Annotated in this window: 14 protein-coding genes; 3 read left to right on the top strand and 11 right to left on the bottom strand. The window is 52.0% G+C overall.

The annotated features are described in order from the left end of the window. Positions 1 to 8: 8 nt before the first annotated feature. Positions 9 to 1,607 carry a HEAT repeat domain-containing protein gene (locus WC980_04450; protein MFA5794300.1) on the top strand — a complete coding sequence of 533 codons (1,599 nt, stop codon included), beginning with the start codon at positions 9 to 11 and terminating at the stop codon, positions 1,605 to 1,607. A 458-nt stretch (positions 1,608 to 2,065) separates the two neighbouring features. Here the strand turns inward: WC980_04450 and WC980_04445 are convergent, their stop codons facing one another. Continuing rightward, entirely contained in the window at positions 2,066 to 3,286 is a 1,221-nt protein-coding gene (locus WC980_04445) for a DDE-type integrase/transposase/recombinase (protein MFA5794299.1), read from the bottom strand. 393 nt (positions 3,287 to 3,679) lie between these two features. Between WC980_04445 and WC980_04440 the strand changes: the two genes are divergently transcribed. Both WC980_04440 and WC980_04435 read left to right on the top strand, forming a co-directional pair. Further along, positions 3,680 to 5,755 carry a tetratricopeptide repeat protein gene (locus WC980_04440; protein ID MFA5794298.1) on the top strand — a complete coding sequence of 692 codons (2,076 nt, stop codon included), beginning with the start codon at positions 3,680 to 3,682 and terminating at the stop codon, positions 5,753 to 5,755. Positions 5,756 to 5,875: 120 nt separating this feature from the next. Then, on the top strand, positions 5,876 to 6,106 hold the full coding sequence (locus tag WC980_04435; GenBank protein ID MFA5794297.1) for a helix-turn-helix domain-containing protein: 231 nt from the start codon (positions 5,876 to 5,878) through the stop codon (positions 6,104 to 6,106). Positions 6,107 to 6,357: 251 nt separating this feature from the next. Here the strand turns inward: WC980_04435 and WC980_04430 are convergent, their stop codons facing one another. From WC980_04430 to WC980_04385, 10 genes are all read right to left on the bottom strand, one after another. After that, on the bottom strand, positions 6,358 to 9,267 hold the full coding sequence (locus tag WC980_04430; protein ID MFA5794296.1) for an efflux RND transporter permease subunit: 2,910 nt from the start codon (positions 9,265 to 9,267) through the stop codon (positions 6,358 to 6,360). Beyond that, positions 9,264 to 10,145: an efflux RND transporter periplasmic adaptor subunit gene (locus WC980_04425; protein MFA5794295.1), complete on the bottom strand. Its 882-nt coding sequence runs from the start codon at positions 10,143 to 10,145 to the stop codon at positions 9,264 to 9,266. Before WC980_04425 ends, WC980_04430 begins: the two co-directional genes overlap by 4 nt. Positions 10,146 to 10,161: 16 nt before the next feature. Further along, positions 10,162 to 11,490, bottom strand: coding sequence for a TolC family protein (locus WC980_04420; GenBank protein ID MFA5794294.1), 1,329 nt, complete (start codon positions 11,488 to 11,490; stop codon positions 10,162 to 10,164). 133 nt (positions 11,491 to 11,623) lie between these two features. After that, complete coding sequence (locus WC980_04415; protein ID MFA5794293.1) at positions 11,624 to 13,228, bottom strand: UbiA family prenyltransferase; 1,605 nt, start codon at positions 13,226 to 13,228, stop codon at positions 11,624 to 11,626. Positions 13,229 to 13,288: 60 nt separating this feature from the next. Then, positions 13,289 to 13,666 (bottom strand): cupin domain-containing protein, encoded by a 378-nt coding sequence (locus WC980_04410; protein MFA5794292.1) that lies wholly within the window; start codon positions 13,664 to 13,666, stop codon positions 13,289 to 13,291. Between the two features lie 87 nt (positions 13,667 to 13,753). Then, entirely contained in the window at positions 13,754 to 16,480 is a 2,727-nt protein-coding gene (gene mfd, locus WC980_04405) for a transcription-repair coupling factor (protein MFA5794291.1), read from the bottom strand. 48 nt (positions 16,481 to 16,528) lie between these two features. Continuing rightward, the gene (gene rnc, locus WC980_04400) at positions 16,529 to 17,302 is read right to left on the bottom strand and encodes a ribonuclease III (GenBank protein MFA5794290.1); all 774 of its coding nucleotides are present in this window, start codon (positions 17,300 to 17,302) and stop codon (positions 16,529 to 16,531) included. Positions 17,303 to 17,438: 136 nt separating this feature from the next. Then, positions 17,439 to 18,107 (bottom strand): NAD(P)H-hydrate epimerase, encoded by a 669-nt coding sequence (locus WC980_04395; GenBank protein ID MFA5794289.1) that lies wholly within the window; start codon positions 18,105 to 18,107, stop codon positions 17,439 to 17,441. A 3-nt stretch (positions 18,108 to 18,110) separates the two neighbouring features. Next, on the bottom strand, positions 18,111 to 18,803 hold the full coding sequence (locus WC980_04390; protein MFA5794288.1) for an MBL fold metallo-hydrolase: 693 nt from the start codon (positions 18,801 to 18,803) through the stop codon (positions 18,111 to 18,113). Between the two features lie 13 nt (positions 18,804 to 18,816). Beyond that, entirely contained in the window at positions 18,817 to 22,263 is a 3,447-nt protein-coding gene (locus tag WC980_04385) for a DNA polymerase III subunit alpha (protein ID MFA5794287.1), read from the bottom strand. Between the last annotated feature and the right edge of the window lie 7 nt (positions 22,264 to 22,270).

The raw sequence follows: 22,270 nt of genomic DNA, 5'->3' as shown, positions 1-22,270 counted from the left end.
TTGGTTCGATGAATTTTATATCCTGTGGCCAGGATGAAAAACCGCATACTTCATCTAACCCCAAACCAACAAAAAAAGAGGCCGAACTAGGCATAAAAGATAAGTCCATAGAAGACCTCTTGCCGCCAGACCTGCTCAAAAATAATTTATTTGTTCAAAGATTGGAAAGTAGTGCTTCTGAAATATGTTTGGATGCTTTGATGGAGCTGAGGACACTTAAGCGAAAAGACACGGCAATAATTTTCCAAAAAATGCTTTATAATGGGAATGAGAATATCCGGATACTTGCCGTAAAAACATTAGGTGAAATGAAATATTCCGGGGCGATAGAAGATCTTGTTACCTTGCTCTTAGATGAGGATAAAAAAGTCAGGGATACTGCTACAGATGCTATTCTTAGCATCGGTGATAAAAAAGCTCAGGATTATTTGCTCCCCTTGTTAAAACATCAGTATATGTACGTGCGCCGGGATGCATTATATATTTTGAGCAAAATTTCAGATGAAGCAATTGTTGCGGATATAAGACCGCTTTTAAATGACAAAGAAGACCAAGTTAGATGGCAGGCAATGAGAGTTTTATTAAAATTAAAAGATAGGGAAGTCATTCCAATAATACCCAAGTTACTTGAAAGCGAAAATATCATGGACCGTCAAGCTGCTCTAATGGCATTCCAGAAGTTTAAAGAGAAATCCTTGATTCCTTTTGTGTTAAAAGCATTGGAAAAGGAAAATAGTATAGTAGTTGCTTGGGTTATTGCTTTCAGGCTTTATGAGGTGAAAGACAATGTTCCCATTAAAGAGCTGGTAGAGCTTCTCTCTAGTACTGATGATCAATCGTCATTGAATGCTGCGTGGGCTTTAGGGTTAATGGGTAATAAGATAGCGATTCCAAGATTGCAAAAATCCCTTAATACACAAAACGAGGACATTAAGTTGCAAAGCATCAGTGCCCTTAGGAAAATAGGCGACAAATCTATAGCTCTTTATCTTGTGCCGTTTATAAACGAAACAAAATCTGGAATTCAAGAAGAAGTAATTCTTGCCTTGGGAGAATTGGGTGACAGAAGTATATTGCCTTCTATAAGACCATTTTTACATGAAAAATTTCGTCTGAGAAAATATATTATTAGGGCTTTAGGTAATCTTGATGACAAAGAGATGGTCCCGAAAATTTACGGTTTCTTGAGTGACCCAGATCCGGTTATACGGTATTATGCCTGTGAAAGTTTAGGTAAGTTGGAAAGTGAGATAATTTCATTAAAACCGATTATTGATTTGATAGACGATCAAGATATGGTGATTATTCCTGATTCGGAAGGGAGGGCGAGTTTTTTACTTAAACAATCGACTGTAAGTGCGGGAGCCTTATTTGCTCTAAAGCAGTTAACAGATCAACTATTCTCAAATGAGAATGAGGATACGCTAACGAAAAAATGGAAGCAATGGTGGAATGATAATAAATCTTTTTTATATTGGTCTGATAAAGTAAATAATTTTATAGTGGATGAAGAAGCCAAGGCGGTCGGTATTCCGACCAAGGAATACCGCAAGACCCATCCCTGGCCGAAAGAACCCGATAAGCCCAAGGAACAAACGCCTAAATAATATGTGTTTGTTAAATAGTTCGTTGATTACCTTAAAACGCATCTGTAGATGCGACACACATCAGGGACGGTAAAATTGACAGGGTTTCTGGGCTAAAACGAATTAAACGCACTTTCAGCTTTTTTCAGTAGGGGGGATATCCCCGGTAGGATGCTAGGGGATATTGGTTCAACGGACCAGTTTTTCTTGCGTAATCTTGTTGATTTGCTATAGATTCATATTATATTTGTTTAAATAATTTATGGCCCTGAAGCACCCATTTCTCAATTGTCCTTGTTAACCTTTATCTTGACCAACAAAATCGGGTGAATTGTATCGCTAAGTAGAGCTGAAAAGTCGTTAATGACTACTCCCGGAAGTGAAAAGGGGATATCTCAAACTCAAATAATGCCGTTTGACCGCTAGCAAACAACACTACTCTTATAGCGTGAATGCCACTGTTGAATCTTGCCTGACTATCAGGCGGACTTCTTCAGCTGATACGCCTTTAAAAATCCTTCACCTGATACAATCCGTTCAATCTCGCCTTTTATGGCCTTAGCGTTTTTCTGTGGTTTGTCGTTCACCTTATGAAAATACATCTCGTCCGGCACCTGTCCATCCAGTGCTTCATGCGGACGATATTCATTATAATGCTTCAAATAATCATCGAGTAATTTATCGACCCTGCTTTTAGAGAAGAATAAGAATAGATTTAAAAATTCATATTTCAATGACAGGAAGAACCGCTCCACTTTGCTATTACTGTTGTCTTGACTTATATTCGCATAACGGTGATGAATGCCCTCATCTTTTAGAAATCCGATAAAATTTCCGGCAATAAATTGTTTTCCTTGGTCGCTAATCAGATGCGTTGGTTTTCCATAAGCCCGGATTGTTTTATTAACTTTATCAATCGTCCAGCTGGCAGTCGGATTGAAAGTGGCAACAAGCGTTACCGCCTTTCTTGAATAATGATCGATTATTGCCAGAATATATATCTGCTTAAACCAAACATATACCGTAGTCAAATCAATGCTCCAGATATGATTTGGGTGTTGGCCTTTGATTGTCCTGGCTTTTCCGGGAAAATTCTCATCCGGTTTATGATAATCACGCCGGGACGAATTTAAGATATTCCGGACCGTAGATGGTGAAACATAGATGCCTATTTTTTGGATGGCCAACGCTATTTTCCAACGCCCCCATTGGGGATTATCATCGTGTATCTCCCAGATGAGATGGGCAATGCTGACGGGCGTGCGATTGGGCGAAGCATGATAACTTCTTATGCGTGATGCCAGGCTGGAGATGCCTGATTTAAGCTGGTTCAGGTAATTAATGACTGTTGTTCTGGAGATGGGCAGGTAGTTTTCAACTTTTAGCAATGGTACATCAAATCTGAGTTTAAAGTAGATTATCTCCAGTTTTTTGCATAAACAGGGTTTCTTCTGCGTAACCCGGTTCAATTCCTGCCGCATAACTTTGTTGGCGAATCTCAACCGCATGAGTTCTTCGCGCAAATGCTGCAATTCTAGATGAATTGAGGCATTATCAGGATCGATAAACATAATTATTCGTTTCTTTGCTGAGAAAAACGGTTTACGGCTTTTGCCTATAAGCCAAACGGCATAATAGGAACTCCAACCAACAAGATAATCGATAATATAAATAATAATAACCGTGAATTTTTTAATCATGGGGTATTTCCTTTGTAAGAATATTTTTGTTTAAGTTTACCAGTGGATATTGCCAAAATTGAAATAATTTTAACAGATTAATAAGAGGGAATCTTTTGATGGTACCCCCTGATTTACCTCTTGAAAACTGCCGCTTTCGACACTTTTCACCATTATTCCACGTTCAATAAGTTACAAGCAATCATCTAAGCTTTTTCTTCGACTGTATTCGTCAGTATTCGACTTTTTTGAGCAAAACCTTGGCATACTAATGCCACAAGAACACCCTGCTAAAGCAATATAAGAAAGACGGTGGCCGAGTTGGGCATTTCCTTGACACCCCCGGCGGGAAAAGGTTAAAGAAAGTATTGCCTGAATTAGCTGGCCGCCTTATTATTCCAAGGAGGTCTTGATATGAAAACATTTCCGAAAATAATCTTAATCGTGGCCTTATGTTTGTTGTCCGCAACCGCTTATGCCCAAGAGGTGGTCTGGAAGCAGCTAAATGAAAAGAGCGATGCATTATATAAGGAAGGTAAATATACGGAAGCGCGCAAGGTCGCCCAGGAAGCCCTGGAAATCGCCGAAGAGACCTTCGGCCCGGAGCACCCCAATGTAGCGGATTCATTGAAACGATTGGATTGGATTTACCAAACAGAGGGCAACTATATCAAGGCCGAACCGCTTTGCGAGCGGGCCTTGGCCATCAGGGAAAAAGCCTTTGGCCCGGACCATCCCGCCGTGGCCGACAGCCTCAACGAACTGGGGCTGGTTTACAAAACTCAGGGAAAATACGACGAGGCCAAAGAGCTTTTTAAGCGAGCCCTGAAAATACAGGAAAAAGCCTACGGGCCGGACGATCCCGATATAGCGACTTTTTTTAATAACTTGGCCATTATTTATGCGTCCCAGTGCCAATATGACGAGGCCGAGCAATTTTACAAACAGGCGCTGGCTTTACTGAAAAAAGTCAATGGCCCGGACGATATTAAAGTTTCAAGCGCACTGTGCAATTTGGCGGAACTTTATAAGGATCAGGGTAGGTATGACGAGGCCGAGCCATTATACAATCGGGCGCTGGCCATCAGGGAAAAAGCCTTTGGCCCGGAACATCCCAAGGTCGCCAGCGCTCTGGATTCGTTGGCCGGGTTTTATATAGACCAGGATAAAGACGAAAAAGCTAAGTCATTTGCCAGTCGGGCCCGGGCTATATGCGAAAAAGCATTTGGGAAGGACAGCGCCGAAGTCGGCTCACAGATGAACAATCAGGCCATCGCTTACGAAGACCGCGGCAACTATAAAGAAGCCGAACAGCTTTACAAACAGGCCCTGGTGATTTACAGAAAAACATTAGGGGCAGAGAGTCCCTACGGAGTGGGCATACTTACCAACCTCGGTCGGCTTTACCGGAGACAAGGTAAATATGCCGATGCCGAGCAATTCTGCCGGCAGGCGCTGGACGTATCGGAAAAAACCTGCGAAAAAAATCACCCCAAAGTGCTTCTTTCATCGCACCACCTGGCCAGGGTTTGCATCAAACAAAATAAACTCACCGAAGCCGAGACGGTTCTTAATAAAGCCTTGACCGAGATGGAAAGCACCTGGGGAAAATCCGACCCTAACATGGCCTATATATTGAATACCGCCGCCGAACTCTATTTAAAACAGGGCAAATACCAGGAAGCCGAGTCGTTTTGCAAGCGCGGGTTGTTTATCAGGGATAAGGCTTTTGGCCCTAAAAACAATGACCGGATAACATCGCTTGACATGCTGGCCGAGATTTACATAAAGCAAGGTAGGTCCAAAGAAGCCGAGCCGCTTGGCAAAGAGGCCTTGGCCATAAGGGAAAAGATATTGAAACGGCAAAACCATCCCGATATCGCCGTCTCGCTCAACACCTTGGGTGAAGCCTACAGCGGCCAGAAAAACTACAAGGATGCCAAACCGTTTTTAGAAAAATCGCTGGCGACCTATGAAAAATTCTTCGGCCCGGACCATCCGGACATAGTCACGCCTCTCAACAACCTGGCCGAGCTTAACAAAGCCCAGGGCAAAACCGGCCAGGCCGAACCGTTTTACAAACGGGCACTGGCCATTCAGGAAAAGACCTTCGGCCCGGAACATCCCAATATGGTCGTTCCCCTCAACATCCTGGCCGACCTTTACCAATCCCTCAACAAATATCCCCAGGCCGAGCCGCTCTACAAACGGGTGCTGGCCATCCAGGAAAAAGAGCTGGGCAAAGACCACGCCGATGTGGCCAGCACCCTGAACAATCTGGCCAAGCTTTACCAGTCCCAGGGCAAATACACCCAGGCCGAACCGCTTTACAAACGAGCGCTGGAAATTAGGGAAAAAGTCCTGGGAAAAGACCACGCTGATGTAGCTACTATATTAGAAGGTATGGCTGAACTCTACAAAAAAACCGGCAAGGCCGGTGACGCCAAGAAGGTCGAAGAAAGGGCTAATAAAATCCGCGCAACCAAATAGCCCGGAAATAAACCATACAAGGAGGTGTTGACATTAAAACATTCCCGAAAATCATCTAAGTTTGAGATAGTTAGGGCGTTGTGAAAACATTTTTTAAATAGGAGGTACTTAATAACTATTATGAAAACCGAAAGGGATGATCTGAAGTTATATAAAGTAAGGGAAATTTCTGATATTATTAATGTTAGTGTTTGGGGTGTTTATCAAATGATTTGTCGCAGAGAAATTCCATTTATAAAAATTGGGCGGAGGATTAGATTTGATCGAGATGAAATAGCTAAATGGATTGATAAACATCGTATTAATGATTCAGGTATTACTACGCGATTTATATGTGAGCGAAGAAGATAGCAAGTACGTTAGATTTTAACATGATTTAATCGCTATGGATTTGTAATGTAGCAATTGGGTTCGAGTTAACGAAGTTTTTATAAATTTTATTCTTCTTGACGCTTCTTTTTTAACTTAGTAGTATTTAAGATTGTCAAGGTTGGATAATTTGGGTTTGTGATGAAAATAATTTTTCATACCATTTTCATACCACTTTTGGGAATAATGGTAAGTTTGAAAATGGCCCGATAAGAAAGTATTCCACAAGTATTTTATTGTAACATTAGTAATTGTAACGAGTTATAATGAGGCTGACCAGAAGAGATTAGGACAACAGAAAAAAGCCAAAAACGGCAAAATGGTATGGGGGGCTGCTTCAGGGTGTTGGTGTAATCAACCAGCAATATGGCGTTATGGACCACCAGCCCGACCAGCATGACCAGGCCGATCATGGACATGACATTGAGGGTTTTGCCGGTGATAATCAATCCGAGAATAGCGCCGATGGCGGTGATGGGTATGGAGAACATTATGATGAACGGGTGTATGAATGATTCGAACAGCGAGGCCATAATCATGTAGACGAAAACGATGGCCAGGAACAGGGCCAGTATCAGGTTGTAGAATGATTCGTCCATTATCTCGGCTTCACCGCCCATATTGAATCCGGTGATGCTGGCCGGCAGGGGCAGTCCGGCCACGATTTTCTTGATTTCAGCGGCCGCCTCGCCGCTGGTCCGGTTAACGATATTGGCCTGGACCGTGAATTGGCGGCTGTGGTTTTTACGGCGTATTTCGGTCGGCCCAAAATCCTGGTAAATACGGGTCACCTGGGCCAGCTCGGTCATCCGGCCGGACAGGGTCTTAATCTGGATTTTGGAGATGTCGTTGATGTTGGCCTTGCGGCTGTCCGGTAAAACGACCATCATATCGTATTCGCGGTCGGACTGTTTGTATTTGTTTGAGATATCGCCGTCAATGCTGGTGCGCAGGGTTTGGCCCACCAGGGCGGCCGGGATGCCCAGGGCGGCGCATTTGACCCGGTCTATGTCGGCCTTGATTTCCGGCTTGCCTTTTTTCCAGCTGGAGGAGACCTCGACAATGCCCGGAACCTTCTTTATGGCTTCCATAATCTGCTCGGAAGCGTTTTCAAAATCGCGCGGTTCGGCGCCGAAGACTTCTATCTGGATAGGCAGGATGCTCTCGCCGCCGGAGAGGAAGTCGGGCGGGTAGGCTCTCATGATGATACCGGGGATTTGGCCGGCCATCTTGCGGATGTCGTTGGCCACGTCATTGGTCGGGCGTGAGCCTTTGCCTGAGCGCAGGTTGAGTTTCATCTGGGCCTTCTGGCTGCCGGTGTTGAAGGAAATCTGCGCCGATGAAGACCCCATACTGGAGAAGTATGACTCCACCTCGGGCATGGCGGCAATCCTGGATTCCAGGACTTTGCAGAGGCTGTCGGTCTTTTCCAGCGAGGTGCCGGCCGGGGTTTCCATCTCGACCATAAGCACGTGCTGGTCGACGGCGGTGAAGAATTCGGTGCCGACCAGTCCGAGCGGCACCAGCGACATACTGATTGCAAATATGACGGCCGTAAGGCCGACCACGGTTTTACGGTGCCCCAGCGCCCAGTTGATTATCAGGGCGTAGTTTTTCCTGAGTATCTCCATTATCCGGCTCTTGTGCTCATCCAGCCCTTCATCAGCCCTATGCCTTAACCAGCGCGAGGCCAGCATCGGGGTCAGGGTAAATGAGATGAAAAGCGAGAACAGGACGGCGAAGGTGATGGTCAGCCCGAACTGGGCGAAGAAGCGGCCGATGATGCCGCCCATAAAGGCCAGCGGGATAAAGACGGCCACGTCGGTCAGGGTGATGGCGATGGCGGCCAGCCCGATTTCGGTCCGGCCGTCCAGCGCGGCCCGGAAGGGGTTTTTGCCCATCTTAAAATGCCGGTCGGTGTTTTCCAATACGACAATGGAATCGTCCACCAGTATTCCAACGGTCATGGCCAGGCCCATGAGCGAAATCATATTAATGGTAAACCCGACATAATATAAGAGCGAGAAGGTGGCTATGAGCGAGGTGGGTATGGCCAGCAACACGATTATGGTGTTGCGGATGTTATAAAGGAATATGAAGATGATTATGCCGGTCAGGAGGATGGCTTCGAGCAGGTTGTTGCGCACCTCGTTGATTGAATCGACGGTAAAGGTGGCCTGCTCGTAAGCAATGATGAAATTTATATCATTGGGAAGCTTGGTCCTCAGGCCGGCCAGTTCTTTTTTGACCAATTTGGTGATGCGGACGCTGTTGGAGCCGGGCTGTTGGATGATTGAGATACCCAGGCAGGGTTGGCCGTTAACGCGGCTGAAGCTGGTCTGTTTTTTGAAGCCGTCTTCCACCTTGGCGACATTCTCAAGGCGTATTTCCTTGCCCGTGGGTGTGAATATTGAGGCTTGGCGGATGTCGTGCACGGTCAGGAAACGGCCGTTGAGCCGGGTGCTGAATTCGCGGCTCTTGGTCTCGATCAGCCCGGCCGGCACATCGAGGTTATGCATCCGGAGGGTATCGACCACGTCCAGGATGGACAGCCCGTATTGGGCCAGCCGGTCCGGGTCGACGGTGATATTAATCTGGCGTTCTTTCTGGCCGGTGATGCTGATATCGGCCACGCCCTCTATCTGCTGCAGGCGGTTTTTCACCTGCTTGTCTATTATGAAATAAAGCTCGTCCAGCGGCCTCCGGTCCGAGGTTATGGCCAGGTTCATGATGGGCAGGGCGCTGAAGTCCCACTTGGCCACGATGGGGTTCTCCACGCCTTGCGGGAATACGAACTTGAGCTCATCTATTTTTTTCTGGACGTCCATCCGGGCGTTGTTGCCGTCGATATTGAGCTGGAATTCCAGCAAAACCATGGACAGGCCTTCCATAGACCAGGACTGGATATTTTTGAGTCCGTTGATGGTGCTGATGCCTTCTTCGACCGGCTTGGTGATGGAGGTCTCGATTTCTTCCGGCCCGGCGCCGGGGTAAACGGCCGTGACGGCGATCATGGGGAAATCAACGCTGGGGATGAAAGAGACGCCGATCCGGCTGAGCGAAATCAGTCCGAAGATGATGAAAACGCTGATTATCATCAGCAGGAACACCGGCCGGCGTATGGCTATTTCCGTGATGGTCATTTTTGGGCTCCCAATATTTTTACGGACGCGCCGTCTTTGATTTCATCCGAAACAAATGTTATGACCGTCTGCCCGGCGCTTAAGCCGGACCTGACCTCTATCATATCCGGCTTCTGGGAGCCGATTTCTATGAAGGCCAGGCGGGCCAGGTTGTTTTCGACGACATAGACGGCGTTTTTACCGGAGACCTTTTTAAAGGCTTCGGGCGTGATGGTCAGGGCGGTCCGGCGTCCGGTGATGATACCGGCCCGGCCGAACATCCCGGACATTATTTCCGGGTAATTTCCGTCCAGCATTATTTCCACCTCGCCCTTGCTGCTCAGTGCGTCCAGCGTCGGCTTGACCAGGCTGACCTTGCCGCGGAATTGCTTATCGGGCAGGGCGTCCAGGGTGATGATTGATTCCTGCCCCGGTTTGACCCGGGATAAATCGGTCTCAAAGAGGTTAACGACCAGTTTCAATTCGGTCATCCTGGAAACGGACATAAGCGGCGACATCTCGTTGACCTTGGCGCCTTCTTTGAAGTAAACGGATTCCACCCGGCCGGCCACGGTGGATTTGATTTCCTGCGGTTTGAAGTTCAGCCCGATTTCATCGCGTTCCATGACGGCCACAACCTGGCCGACCTGTACGGCCTGTTCTTCTTTGGCCAGCAGGCTGACTAATTTACCCGAGATGCGCGGGAAAATGTCCACTTTGTCGGGCGCTTTAACGGTTCCGTAGGTGGTGATTTCATCGACCCACTCGACTTGTTTGACGGTGCCGACCTCGACCGGGAAGACCTTGTCGGTGTCCTTGCCGTTGGCGGCGTCCTGCCGTCCGCAGGCGGCTGAAACCATCAGGGCCGCCAATAAAAAACCGATGATTGTTCTTTTCATGATATTTTATATCCTCCTAATTCCCGATGCCGAACTCGTTGCCCGTTACTTTTTCCAGGTTATATTTGCTGAGGTTGAAATTATAAGCGGACTGGAGCAGGTTTAACCTGGCGCCGGTCAAGACCGTTTGGGCGTTGAGCAAATCCAGCGCGTCAATCAGCCCTTTACCGTAACGCTCTTCGGCGATCCGGAGCGCCATCTCGGCCTGGGTCACGGTCAGCTTGCCGATTTCTATTTTCTGCCAGGCGGACTGGATGTCAAGCAGGGCCTGCTTGACCTCGGTCTCGATAACCTGGCGCTGTTGTTCATATTCCAGGCGGATGGCGTTTAAGTTGGCGTCTGCCTGCCGCACCTGCGAACGGCTTTTGAACCCGTCAAATACGGGAAAACTCAGCGTCAACCCGAAAGTCCAGGCGCCTTTATAAGAGTCTAAATCGGCCAGGTAGCCGTTTTTAAGTTCCCAACTGCCGAAGGCGTTCAGGTTCGGCCGGTTGCCCGCGGCGGCCAGGTCCTTCTGCAACTGCGCCATTTTTTCCTTGTCCTGGATCTGCCGGGCTTCTATGCGGTTTGCCAGCGCTCCGGCGACGGCGGTCCGTTCATCCACGTTTATCCGATTGTAGACAAGCGCGCCGTCAAGGATGACTGCGCTATTTACCGGACGCACCAGAATCAGGTTGAACTGCATCTGTAACTTGTTCAATCCGTTGAGCATATCCAGTCTCTGGCCTCCGGCCGAACTTATCTGCACCTCGGTTGAAAGGATATCAAAATCGGATATCTCGCCGGCCTGGTATTTCTGTTTCATCATTTTAAGGCGCTGTTCCAGCAGGCTGATGTTGTCATCAACCACCTTGACGGCTTCCTGTGTGGCGAGCAGTTGGTAAAAGACCCGGATGACGGCGTAGGTGATTTCCCGTTCGGTCAGGGCCGCGATTTGCCGGGATATTTCCAGTTCGGTCCGGCTCAGGGCGATGCCGTTGGAAATCTTGCCCCAGGCAAACAGCGCCTGCGAGACCGTTGCTTTATAACTGTAATTGTCGGCGATACCCATCCTGAACGCGCCCATTCCCGGGATGGAAAACTCGGGGATATTATTCAACCGGTAATAATTGGCGTCCAATTGCAGGTGGGGATAGCGGTAACTTTGCGATTCGCCCATTTTTGCCTCGGCGCCCAGGACCATCTGCTGGCCCTGTTTTATCTGCCGGTTATTTTCCGCGGCCAGCTTGACGCTTTTAATCAAGGTTAATTTGTCGTCCGCGCTTCCCGGCGCCTGATCGGCTATTACGGGCAGGGACAATAAAAAGACGGTCAGCAGGGCGTAAAACCTCATGATATTCTCCATGATGGATTGAACAATGCTATTTTGGGGTGATATTAATAATATTCAGCCCTATGTCAAGGATAAAGAAAGATGGTTCAAACCGGCTCTTAAGGCACAGGGAAGCAAAGGAGACCGTAGACTATGGACTGTTGGGCTAGCGTGTGGAATATAGCAATATAGCGATTATAGCGTAGATAAAATAGTTGAGGAAGAAGAGCCATTCGCGCCATTTGGGCCAGAGCACTATCAGGGCGGCCAGGATGCCGAAGAGTCCGGCCCAGGGCCAGAGCGAGTCCAGGCCGAGCATCCAGGGCACGAGCAGGAACGAGGCCAGGGCCATCAGCCCGATGACGCGCCGGCCCCAGCGTTCCCCAAGAAGCGTCGGCAGTGTCCAGACCCGGTCGGCCCGGTCGGCTTCGGCGTCCTTGATGGTGATGATGTTGGCGCCCAGGAAAAATACCAGCGGCACCAGCATGGTGAATTCGGACGGGAGCCGGTCCAGGGTCTTGGTTCCGCCCAGGATGGAGTAGCCCAGCCAGACGGCCACCAGGCTGTTGACGCCGATGACCAGCATATTAAGCGGGAAGAAGCGCTTGAGCCGGAGCGGCGGCGCGGAATATAACAGATACAGGGCGTCGAAGAAGAGGATGATGAACATAGCGGTGATGGAGACGTTGAAGGCCAGGCCGAGCGACAGCAGGAAATATATCCAGCCGGCGGCCCGGTATTCGTCCGGCGGGACAGCGCCCGCGGCCAGGGGCCGGTTGGGGTTGGAGATGCGGTCGGCCTGGAGGTCGATGATGTCGTTGGCCACGACCATGGCCTGGAATGCGAAGAAGATTGCCAGGCAGAGCGAGGCGCCGGCCAGGTAATCGAGCGGATGGCCGAAGGCGCCTGATTGGGTTTGGGTAGCCAACCATATTCCGAGCACTACCAGTCCGCAGAAGTGGACGCACCGGGTCAGCCGGATGTTCCGGAGCAGGGCCAGGCATTTTTGGCGGTCGTAGAGGAAATACCAGGCCAACAGCCCGACGATGGTGACAACCAGATAGAGCAGGCTGATGGCGTGGGCGCAGGTGGGCAGCAGGTTCTGGGTGTAATATAATTGGTCAAAGACGGGCGTGCCGGCTTCGGCCGTCGGCAGGTTGGGGAAGATGGCGTGCCAGGCGTAGGCGACCAGGGCCGGAAAGCCGAAGACGTAGAAGATGAGCGAGCCGTAGAAGAGGAGCGTGCCGATGAGCGGACGGATGATGCTCCGGGTCTTGGCCAGGATATAGATGAAGACCAGCAGCGAGGCGATGACGAATTCGACCCTGATGCCGGGCGGCGCGGCCACGCCCATATCGGGCCGCGGGTCGGCGCAGTGCACGAAGAATGCCCAGATGTTTTCGAGGGTGTGGGCGTAGACCAGTTCATAGCCGCGGCCGGACGACCAGATGAAGTCGAACAGGGGCGGGAACCAGATGAACCAGAAGGCGACGACGGTCTTGGAGACGCGTTCGATGCGTTCGCCGGCGGCCAGGGCCAGGATGACGGCCACGAGCAGGAACTGGCTGACGTAGAGCAGCGAGAAGTGGCCGAAGAATATGGCGATGGCCATATAAGGGTCGGCCTCGCAACCGACGGTCTTGGGGCTTTCCAGGGCGCCTTCGAGGAAGTTGCGCACGGCGATGACCGAGGCGAAGCAGACCAGCCACCAGCCCAGTCCGATTTTGAGGGCTTCTATGGATTCGATTAAGCGCTTTATTCTATTGAGCATAATAATACAAACGAAACCCTGGACTCCTTATATACCTATTGGGTACGCTTTCCCCGGAACTTATTTACTTTCTTTTCTATACTTATCAATAATATCCTGCCGGATTGGATAGAAAACATCCAGCATTATAAAAGGTTCGTCACCAAGGCACGTATCGCCGTGCGGGATATTGGCCGGGATGCAATAAAAATCACCTTTTTTTACGGTTTGTTCCTTGCCGCCGATGCGCAACAGCGCCTTGCCGGAATAAATAATTCCGACCTGTTCGTGCGGGTGGGAATGAATCTCAACGGTGTGTCCGGGCAAGGTGGTATTAAGCGCCATCATCATCTTCTCGCCGGATAATCCGGTCAAAAGAACGGTTTCTAATCCGGCCCTCTGGGAAAACTTAGGTGCGGTTGACGGGTCGATAAAATACGGCATTGGGGTCGGTTTCATACGAATCATCTTTCTTTCGCGTCATTTGCGGCTATCAGCGGGCATCAATATAATCCGATTATTATTACTGTCAAGATTCGGCGGAGGTTATTTTCTCTTGTTATATTTCTTCACGGCCTGTTCGAGCAACTGGATATAGAGCTGGTAGCCGATGGCCGAGATATAGCCGTGCTGTTCTTTGCCCAGGATGTTGCCGATGCCGCGGATTTCCATATCGCGCAGGGCAATCTTGAACCCGGCGCCCAGTTCGCTGAACTCCTCGATGGCCTTAAGCCGCTTGACCGCGTCCGACGCGATAACCTGCTCGGCCGGTATCAGGAAGTAGGCAAAGGCCTGTTCGCGGTAACGGCCGACCCGACCCCTGAGCTGGTGCAGGTCGGACAGCCCGAAGTCGTGGGCGTTATTGACCAGGATGGTGTTGGCCCGCTGGATGTCCAGCCCGGAGCCGATGATGTTGGTGCAGACCAGCACGTTGGCCCGGTTTTCCAGGAACTGGCGCATCCGGGATTCCAGATCGTGCGGCGCCAGCTGGCCGTGCGCGATGGCTATTTTTACTTCCGGCACTATCGCCCGGATTTTGTCGGCCAGCCGCTCGATGTCAGCCACCCGGTTATGCACGAAGAATACCTGGCCGTCGCGGGACAGCTCGCGGGTGATGGCCTTTTTGACCGTGCCCGGCTCGAACCGGCAGACCACGGTTTCGATGGGGTGCCGCCCGGCCGGCGGCGTGGTCAGCGTTGAAATATCGCGCAGTCCGGACAGCGCCATATTGAGCGTCCGGGGAATGGGCGTGGCCGTCAGCGTCAGCACGTCCACCGTGGCCCTTAAGCGCTTAAAATGCTCCTTGTCGGTGACGCCGAAGCGGTGTTCTTCGTCTATGACCACCAGCCCCAGGTCCTTGAACTTGACGTCGGGCTGGAGCAGGCGGTGCGTGCCTATGATTATGTCTATCTTGCCCTCGGCCAGCAGGCGGGCGGCCTGGCGCTGCTGTTCCTTGGACTTGAACCGGCTGAGCACGTCCACGGTGACGGGGTAATCGGCCAGCCGGGCCTTGAAGTTTTGGTAATGCTGTTGGGCCAGGATGGTGGTGGGCGCCAGGAATGCCACCTGCTTGTTGTGCGAAGCGGCTTTGAACGCGGCCCGAAGCGCGATTTCGGTCTTGCCGTAACCGACATCGCCGCAAATCAAGCGGTCCATCGGCCGGCGTTTTTCCATATCCTTCTTGACCTCTTTGGTTATGGTGACCTGGTCGGGCGTGTCGCGGTATGGAAAGGTCGCTTCGAAGCTGGTCTGCAATTCGCTGTCGGGCGGATAGGCGATGCCGGATTCCTTTTCGCGGGCGGCCTGGATATTCAAGAGCTCGATGGCCATCCGGGCCACGGCGTTGCGGGCCTTTTCCTTCTTGAGCTCCCAGCGGCGGGAACCGAGCTTTTCTATTTCCGGCGCGGCTTTGCCGAAGCCGCTGGAGCCGATGTAGCGGTGGACCATTCCGAGCTGGTCCTTGGGCACGTAGAGCATGGCCTTATCCTGGTATTCGATGGCCATCTGCTCCTCGACCCGGTCGTTGGCGCGGATTTTCTTGACGCCCCGGTAGCGTCCGATGCCGTGCAGGAAATGGACCACAAAGTCGCCTTCCCTGAGGTCGGCGTAACCGGTCAGGATGGCCTCCATCTGGGACGGCTCGTCGCCGGCTTCGGGGAATATTTCGCGGTAGTTAATGAATGTGGCCTTGTCGTCCACGGAATAGAATCCCTGCGACACGGCGCCGAAGTGGGCGGCCAATTTAATCGGCTTGGTTAGTTTGGTGGCGACCATGGATTTCTGGGCCTGGTCGGCGCAGAAGATGTTTATCTTTACGCCCTGGCGGGACAATATGTGCAGTTCGCTGATGACATTGGCCAGCTTGCTGGAGAGCCGTTCGAGCGAGCGGATGTTGGCGTTGAGCTCGAACGGTTGTTCGCCTACGGGCAGGGTACACAGGTGCGCCTGCGGGTGGGCCTTGAGTTTATCAGACAGCCAATTGTTGTAATCGAGCAGATAGACGGCCAGGGCTTCCTCGATATAGGACGGCTCTTTCAGGGCGATAAGGGTGTTCTTGGGCAGATGGTCGAACAGGGTTGGGCCGGTCGGGTCGAAGTTGCCCGAGCTGAGCAGTTCGGTTTTTATCAGCGCGAAGGCGGCCTGCTTTAGCAGCTGGAGCGTTTCCTGGGTGGCCGGGTCGAACTGGCGGATGGTTTCGACGTAATTGCCCAGCCACTCGACGCGCAGGGGCAGAGGCAGGTCGTAGGGGAAGATGTCCATAATGCCGCCGCGGACGCTGAATTCGCCCGGGCCTTCGATTTCGTTCTGGCGGTTGAATCCGTTTTCGGTCAGGCGGAGAATGAATTCTTCCAGGGGAAGGTGCTGGTGGTTGCCGATGACGGCGGTATTTTTGGCGAAGTCGGCCGGGGCCGGGCAGTTGCGGATGAGCGATTGCACCGGGCAGACGATGATGGGATTATGGGCCAGAGATACCTGCCTGAGGACGCGGAGCATCTCGGCTACGAACATCTGCCGTCCGAGCCGGTCCGGGGTGTCCGGAGCCGGGAACAGGAACGCCTGGGCCGGGGAAGCCTTTTTGTCCAGCGACAGGAATGTTTCTATGTCACAGAAAGCGGTTTCGGCTTCCTGGGGTGAGTGGGTGATGACGAGCAGCGGGCCGGCGCGCTGGGCGTAAATAGAGCTGACGGCGTAAGACGCGGACGAGCCCCAGAGCTGGCCGAGCCGGATTATTTTATGCTTATCGAGCAGGGTAACGGCGGATGAAAGAGGCATAAACAAGTACCTAAGACATTAGACTATAGACCCGGGTACAGGTGGCGTTTAGTTGTTTCTTATGGCGCCGAGCTGTTTCAATGTCGCCTGGGCCGCGGATTGTTCGGCGTCTTTCTTGCTCCGGCCGATGCCGTGGCCGTGCGGTTTCTGGTTGAGCATAACCACCACCTCGAAAGTCGGTTCGTGCTTGGGTCCGGATTCACGCACCACCCGGTAATAGGGCAGGCAGTTCATATTGTGCTGTGAATAATCCTGGAGCAGCGCCTTGAAGTTGGTTTCGTTGCCGACCGGGTTGGCTTTGAGGGCGTCGATTTCCGGCTTGAACATCTTGGAGATAAGTTTATAGAGCGCTTCCATACCCTGGTCCAGGTAGATGGCGCCGAACATGGCTTCCATGCCGTTGGCCAGGACCGATTCGGGCAGTTTGCGCCCGGAGAACCCCTTGCCGACGATGATAAGTTTTTCCAGGCCGATACCGTGCGCCTTGGCGGCCAGCATGGTCCGGTTGACCATGCTTGATTTCATCACGGTCAGCCCGCCTTCGGGCATGGAACCGAACTCGCGGAAGATAATGTCGGATATAATCAGGCCCAGTGCGGCGTCGCCCAGGAACTCCAACCGCTCGTTGTCGGTGGCCGGGATGATTTTGTCCTTGGACCAGAGCAGGAACAACGTCTCGGAGACGGTGTGGTCGACCTCGGTTTTTGCCGAGGAATGGGTCAGCGCCTGGAGAAGCAGTTCAGGCTTCTTGAATTTATATCCCAGCGCCAGCTTGACGGCGGCGGTGAGTTCGGTTGCGGGTAAGGTTTTCTTGGTAACCATAGATGGCTCCTTCAGGTTGGTATCAGTGGGGGGAATAGCAGGGAGTCGTCGTTCATCCGGCGGCCTGATATTCTCCGAAGCCATTGACACGGATTAAAATATCACTTTCAGGGATTATTCTAAACGAAACGCGGGGTTATGTCAAGGAAGTCAGTATTTGGGGCGGGATGCCGATGTCGGCGACGATGACGCGGCCGATATAGGCCCGGGCGCCGGGTGTGCGGAAGCCTTTTTTTGGCGCGGCCATAGTCACGGTGATTTCGGTTTGGACAGCGATGCCCAGTGGTTTACCGGTATCGGCGTCCAGCCCGGAGGGGATGTCCACGGCTATGACCGGACGGCCGGAATCGTTGATGGCGCGGATGATGTCGCTGTATGGCGGTAAGACGGCGCGTTCCAGCCCAACCCCGAAGATGGCGTCAATCACCAGGCCGTAGGACTTGAACCCGTGCCTGAGGAGTCGGTGGTAATCGGTGCTTATGGGAATTTTGAGCCGGTGGCAGATGCGTAGGTTGACGGCGGTCTCGGCCGACCGGTCGGGGTTGATTAATTTATCCAGAAGCAGGATATACGTTTTGACGCCCCATTCGGCCAGGTAGCGCGCGGCCACCAGGCCGTCACCGCCGTTATTGCCCTTGCCGCAGATTACCAGGACGCGCCGGGGGCTGGATTTGCTGAGTAGTTGGGCGGACTGCTCGGCCACGATGCGGCCGGCGTTTTCCATCAGCACTAATGCCGGGATGCCGTAGCGCTCGATGGCGATACGGTCGCTCTTACGCATCTGGGCCCGGGAAAGATATCGCATAATTTATTCGTCCATCCAGCCAGACCCGGTCAGGAACTGGTTATGCATTTTCTCATCGCCGACCGTGGATGCCGGGCCGTGGCCGGGATAGATTATTGTGTCGTCCGGCAGGGTCAGAATTTTAGATTTAATATTATCGAGGAGTTGCTTCATCGAGCCGCCCGGGAAATCGGTCCGGCCGACACCGCCGGCAAAGAGGGTGTCGCCGGTAAATAATATCGGTTTGGATTTATCGCTTGGCTGGTAGAGCAATCCGATGCCGCCGCGGGTGTGGCCGGGCAGGTGGATTACCTTTAGACTGAGCGAGCCGTTATTTATGGACAGGGTATCTCCTTCCTTTAGGAGCTTGTCGGCGGCCGGCGAGGTGAACTGGAAGCCCAGCTCGGGCGAAAGGTTGGCCGCGGCGCTGGTGAGCATCCGGGCGTCATCCTGATGGACACAGATGACGATGTCCGGGAAGGCCCGCTTGATTTCCTGGTTGGCGCCGATGTGGTCGATGTGGCCGTGGGTATTGATGAGGTAGACCGGGTCGAGGTTGCGCTTCTTGAGGCGGCTGATTATTTCAGGGCCGTCGCCGCCCGGGTCTATGACCAGGGCCTGGTTGTTTTTGGCGTCCTTGCCGGTCACGATGTAACAGCAGGCCTGTATGGGCCCGACGGTCAGTAAGGTGATTTCGATGTTATTGCCGGTTTTCATATCTGAGCTCCATTCATCTTAATTCCACGTGGCCGACGCCGAGCAGGTCTTGGATATCTTCCATAAATTGCTTGGACGGCGTTACGGAATAATCGGTATTAGTTTTAAGGATAACCTTTTTATTTTCACCGGTGACCAGGTTGATAAAAGTCGGGCAGGTGCCCGGATGGGCCAGGAAGATGTCCTTCAGTCCTTGGATGATATCATCGGCCAGTGCAGTGGTGTTTAGGTTAATGTAAATGGAAGAGCACATCTTTTCCGAGGCCTGGTCAATCGTGACCACGTCATTGATGCGGAGCAGCGGTTCGGTGGTGCGCTTGAGATTAAGCCGCCCCCGGATGAAGGCTATTTGTCCTTCGTTGATGAGCGGGCGGAAGGTCTTGTATTCCTTGGGATAGATGACGGATTCGATGGAGCCGCTCATATCGTGCAGGCGGAAATATACCGGGCGTTCGTCGATGCTTTTGTCGGACTTGCCTTTACCCTTGCCGCCGCCGCGGCGGATGGTGCTGATTATGCCGCCGATTTTGACGTCGGAATTATCCGGCATAGCGGCCAGTTTATTTACCGGCGCCGTAGACAGGCGGCTCAGGACGTCCTGATACTTGGCCAGCGGATGGCCGCTGACATAGAAGCCGAGCATCTCTTTTTCGAATCGAAGTATTTCCTCCTGGGACAGATCCGGGACGTCGGGCAGGGGCGGGAAGGAGACCTTGTCGTCCGGTTTCCGGCCCATGATGTTGAGCTGTCCGGCCCGGCGGTCGTGCTGGCGCTGTGAGCTGATAGACAGGACCTGGTCCAACCCGGATATGAGCACCGAGCGCCGGTAACCCAGCCCGTCCATGGCGCCGCATTTTATCAGGCTGTCGATGACGGATTTATCCACCATCCTCAGGTCGACTCGCTCGCAGAAATCATAGAACGACTTGAATGGCTTGTCGGCCCGGGCCTGAATAATCTGGCGGGCGGCCTTGTCGCCGACGTTTTTTACGGCGCCCAGGCCGAACCTGATTTGGCCGGATTCGACGTTGAAATCAAATTGGCTCCGGTTGATGTCCGGCGGCAGGACTTTTATGCCCATGCGCTTGGATTCCTCGACGTACTCGACTATTTTGTCGGTTACGCCGCGGTGGCAGGACATCAGCGCCGAGAGGAACTCAGCCGGATAGTTGGCCTTAAGATAGGCCGTCCGGTAGGCCGTAAAGGCGTAAGCGGTCGAATGCGATTTGTTGAAGCCGTAACCGCCGAAGAACTTCAGAAGTTCGAATATGCGCCGGGCGATGTCATTGGTGATACCGTTCTTTACGGCGCCGTCGATGAACTGTTTTTCGTAATTGTCCATTATTTCGGGCAGTTTCTTACCCATGGCCTTGCGCAGGTCGTCGGCCTCGGTCAGGCTTAGGCCGCCCAACTGGTTGGCAATGAGCATGACCTGTTCTTGGTAAAGGACCACGCCGTTGGTTTCTTTGAGTATCGGTTCAAGCGAAGGGTGGATATATGAGATTGGTTCGAGTTTATGTTTGCACCTGATATACTGGTCGACCATACCGCTTTGGAGCGGGCCGGGGCGGTAAAGAGCGACCAGGGCGATGATGTCCTCAAAACAGTCCGGTTTCATCTTCTGGGCCAGGTCGCGCATACCGGCAGATTCGAGCTGGAAGACGCCCCTGGTTTCACCCTGGCCGAGGAGGTCAAAGGTTTTCTTGTCATTCAATGAGATGGTCCGGGGGTCGACGGATTTATTCCGGGTCTGCTGGATTATTTCCAGGCATTTTTCTATGACGTCAAGCGTGACAATACCCAGCAAGTCGACCTTAAGCAGACCTATTTTCTGGAGCGCATCCATGGGGTACTGGGTGGTGCTGCTGGAGTCGCTGATGTAAAGAGGTACGTAGTTTATCAGCGGTTTGTCGGCGATGACCACGCCGGCCGCGTGTGTCGAAGCATGCCGAACCAGGCCTTCCATTTTCAGGGACAGGTCAAAGAGTTCTTTTATCTTGGAATTGGGCGGCGAATTATAGAGTTCTTTCAGTTCCGGATCGAGGTTAATTGATTCGTAGAGAGTTTGCCCTTGTATTTTCTTGGCGATGCGGTCGACTTCGATCAGAGGGATGCCCAACACCCGGCCGACATCGCGGATGACCAGCCGTGCTTTCATGGTGCCGAAGGTGATCAGCTGGGCCACGTTTTCCTGCCCGTAGCGCGTCCGGACGTAATTGATGATGGTATCGCGGCCGGCCTGGCTGAAGTCGATGTCGATATCAGGCATTTCATTCCGGCCCGGGTTCAGGAATCGTTCGAAGATGAGCCCGTATTTCAGCGGGTCGATGTCGGTGATTTCCAGGGCATATGAAAGTATCGAGCCAGCCGCCGAGCCACGGCCCGGACCGACCGGGATTTTCTGCTCTCGGGCGAAGCGGACAAAATCCCAGACCACCAGGAAATAATCGGCGAAGCCTTTTTTCTCGATAATTCCCAGCTCATAATCAAGCCGCTGTTTTATTTGGTCGGTCACGGCCGGATATCGCAGGGGCAGATATTTTTCAGCTAGTTCGCGCAGGTAAACCAGGCTCTTTTTGTCGTCTGGGACGTTGAACTTGGGCAGATGTCTTTCGGAGAAGTTTAAGAACAGGTTGCAGCGTTCGGCAATGGCTAAAGTGTTGGCAACGGCTTCGGGGATTTCGGGGAAAAGCTTGGCCATTTCCGATTCCGACTTGAAATAAAGTTCGTTACTGCTCATGCGCATCCGGGCCGGGTCGTCATAGGCCTTATTGGTTGAGATGCACAGGAGGATGTCATGGGTGCGGGCGTCGGATTTCTTGATGTAATGCACGTCGTTGGTGACGACCATGGGGGCGCCGGTTTTCTTGTGGATTTCCAGCTGACCCTTAACCACCTTGGCCTGTTCGGGCATGTTGTGGTTGTGCAGTTCCAGGTAGTAATCATCCTTGAAGAGTTCCTGATAAAAGTAGGCCACAGCCAGGGCCTCGGTTATCTTGCCGGCCGACAGAAACATGGACAGTTCCGAGTGCAGGCATCCGCTCAGACAGATAAGGCCGTCCTTGTAGCGGGCCAAAAGTTCCTTGTCTATCCTGGGCTTGTAATAAAATCCTTCGAGATAGGCGCTGGTGGCCAGCTTTATCAGGTTGAGATAGCCTTTTTCATTCTTAGCCAGAAGGGTTAAGTGATAAGCTCGTTCTTTAAGAGGTCCGTTAGCCTGGCGATCGGTTCTTTTTATCGGCGCCACATAGGCTTCATAACCGATAATGGGCTTGATGCCCCGGCTGGAAGCCATCTGGTAAAATTCGATTGCTCCGAAAAGGTTGCCGTGATCCGTCAGGGCTACGGCCGGGGCGTTCTGCCGGACGGCTTCTTCGACCATGGCTTCCACAGTATTGGCGCCGTCCAGAAGGCTGTAATGGCTGTGGTTATGTAAATGGACAAAATTACTACGCTTCATTGTTAAC

It is taken from the genome of Candidatus Brocadiia bacterium (assembly GCA_041658285.1).
Classification (GTDB): Bacteria; Planctomycetota; MHYJ01; order JACQXL01; family JACQXL01; genus JBBAAP01.
Note: the sequence above shows the minus strand (reverse complement) of the source record. Positions and strands in the feature narration are given on the sequence as shown.

What these genes read in the sequence shown, in the direction of transcription:
- mfd (MFA5794291.1), bottom strand. Translation starts at nt 16,480, where the DNA reads ATGCCTCTTTCATCCGCCGTTACCCTGCTCGATAAGCATAAAATAATC.
- WC980_04435 (MFA5794297.1), top strand. Translation starts at nt 5,876, where the DNA reads ATGAAAACCGAAAGGGATGATCTGAAGTTATATAAAGTAAGGGAAATT.
- WC980_04390 (MFA5794288.1), bottom strand. Translation starts at nt 18,803, where the DNA reads ATGAAAACCGGCAATAACATCGAAATCACCTTACTGACCGTCGGGCCC.
- WC980_04440 (MFA5794298.1), top strand. Translation starts at nt 3,680, where the DNA reads ATGAAAACATTTCCGAAAATAATCTTAATCGTGGCCTTATGTTTGTTG.
- WC980_04430 (MFA5794296.1), bottom strand. Translation starts at nt 9,267, where the DNA reads ATGACCATCACGGAAATAGCCATACGCCGGCCGGTGTTCCTGCTGATG.
- WC980_04415 (MFA5794293.1), bottom strand. Translation starts at nt 13,228, where the DNA reads ATGCTCAATAGAATAAAGCGCTTAATCGAATCCATAGAAGCCCTCAAA.
- WC980_04395 (MFA5794289.1), bottom strand. Translation starts at nt 18,107, where the DNA reads ATGCGATATCTTTCCCGGGCCCAGATGCGTAAGAGCGACCGTATCGCC.
- WC980_04385 (MFA5794287.1), bottom strand. Translation starts at nt 22,263, where the DNA reads ATGAAGCGTAGTAATTTTGTCCATTTACATAACCACAGCCATTACAGC.
- WC980_04450 (MFA5794300.1), top strand. Translation starts at nt 9, where the DNA reads ATGAATTTTATATCCTGTGGCCAGGATGAAAAACCGCATACTTCATCT.
- WC980_04445 (MFA5794299.1), bottom strand. Translation starts at nt 3,286, where the DNA reads ATGATTAAAAAATTCACGGTTATTATTATTTATATTATCGATTATCTT.
- WC980_04410 (MFA5794292.1), bottom strand. Translation starts at nt 13,666, where the DNA reads ATGAAACCGACCCCAATGCCGTATTTTATCGACCCGTCAACCGCACCT.
- rnc (MFA5794290.1), bottom strand. Translation starts at nt 17,302, where the DNA reads ATGGTTACCAAGAAAACCTTACCCGCAACCGAACTCACCGCCGCCGTC.
- WC980_04425 (MFA5794295.1), bottom strand. Translation starts at nt 10,145, where the DNA reads ATGAAAAGAACAATCATCGGTTTTTTATTGGCGGCCCTGATGGTTTCA.
- WC980_04420 (MFA5794294.1), bottom strand. Translation starts at nt 11,490, where the DNA reads ATGGAGAATATCATGAGGTTTTACGCCCTGCTGACCGTCTTTTTATTG.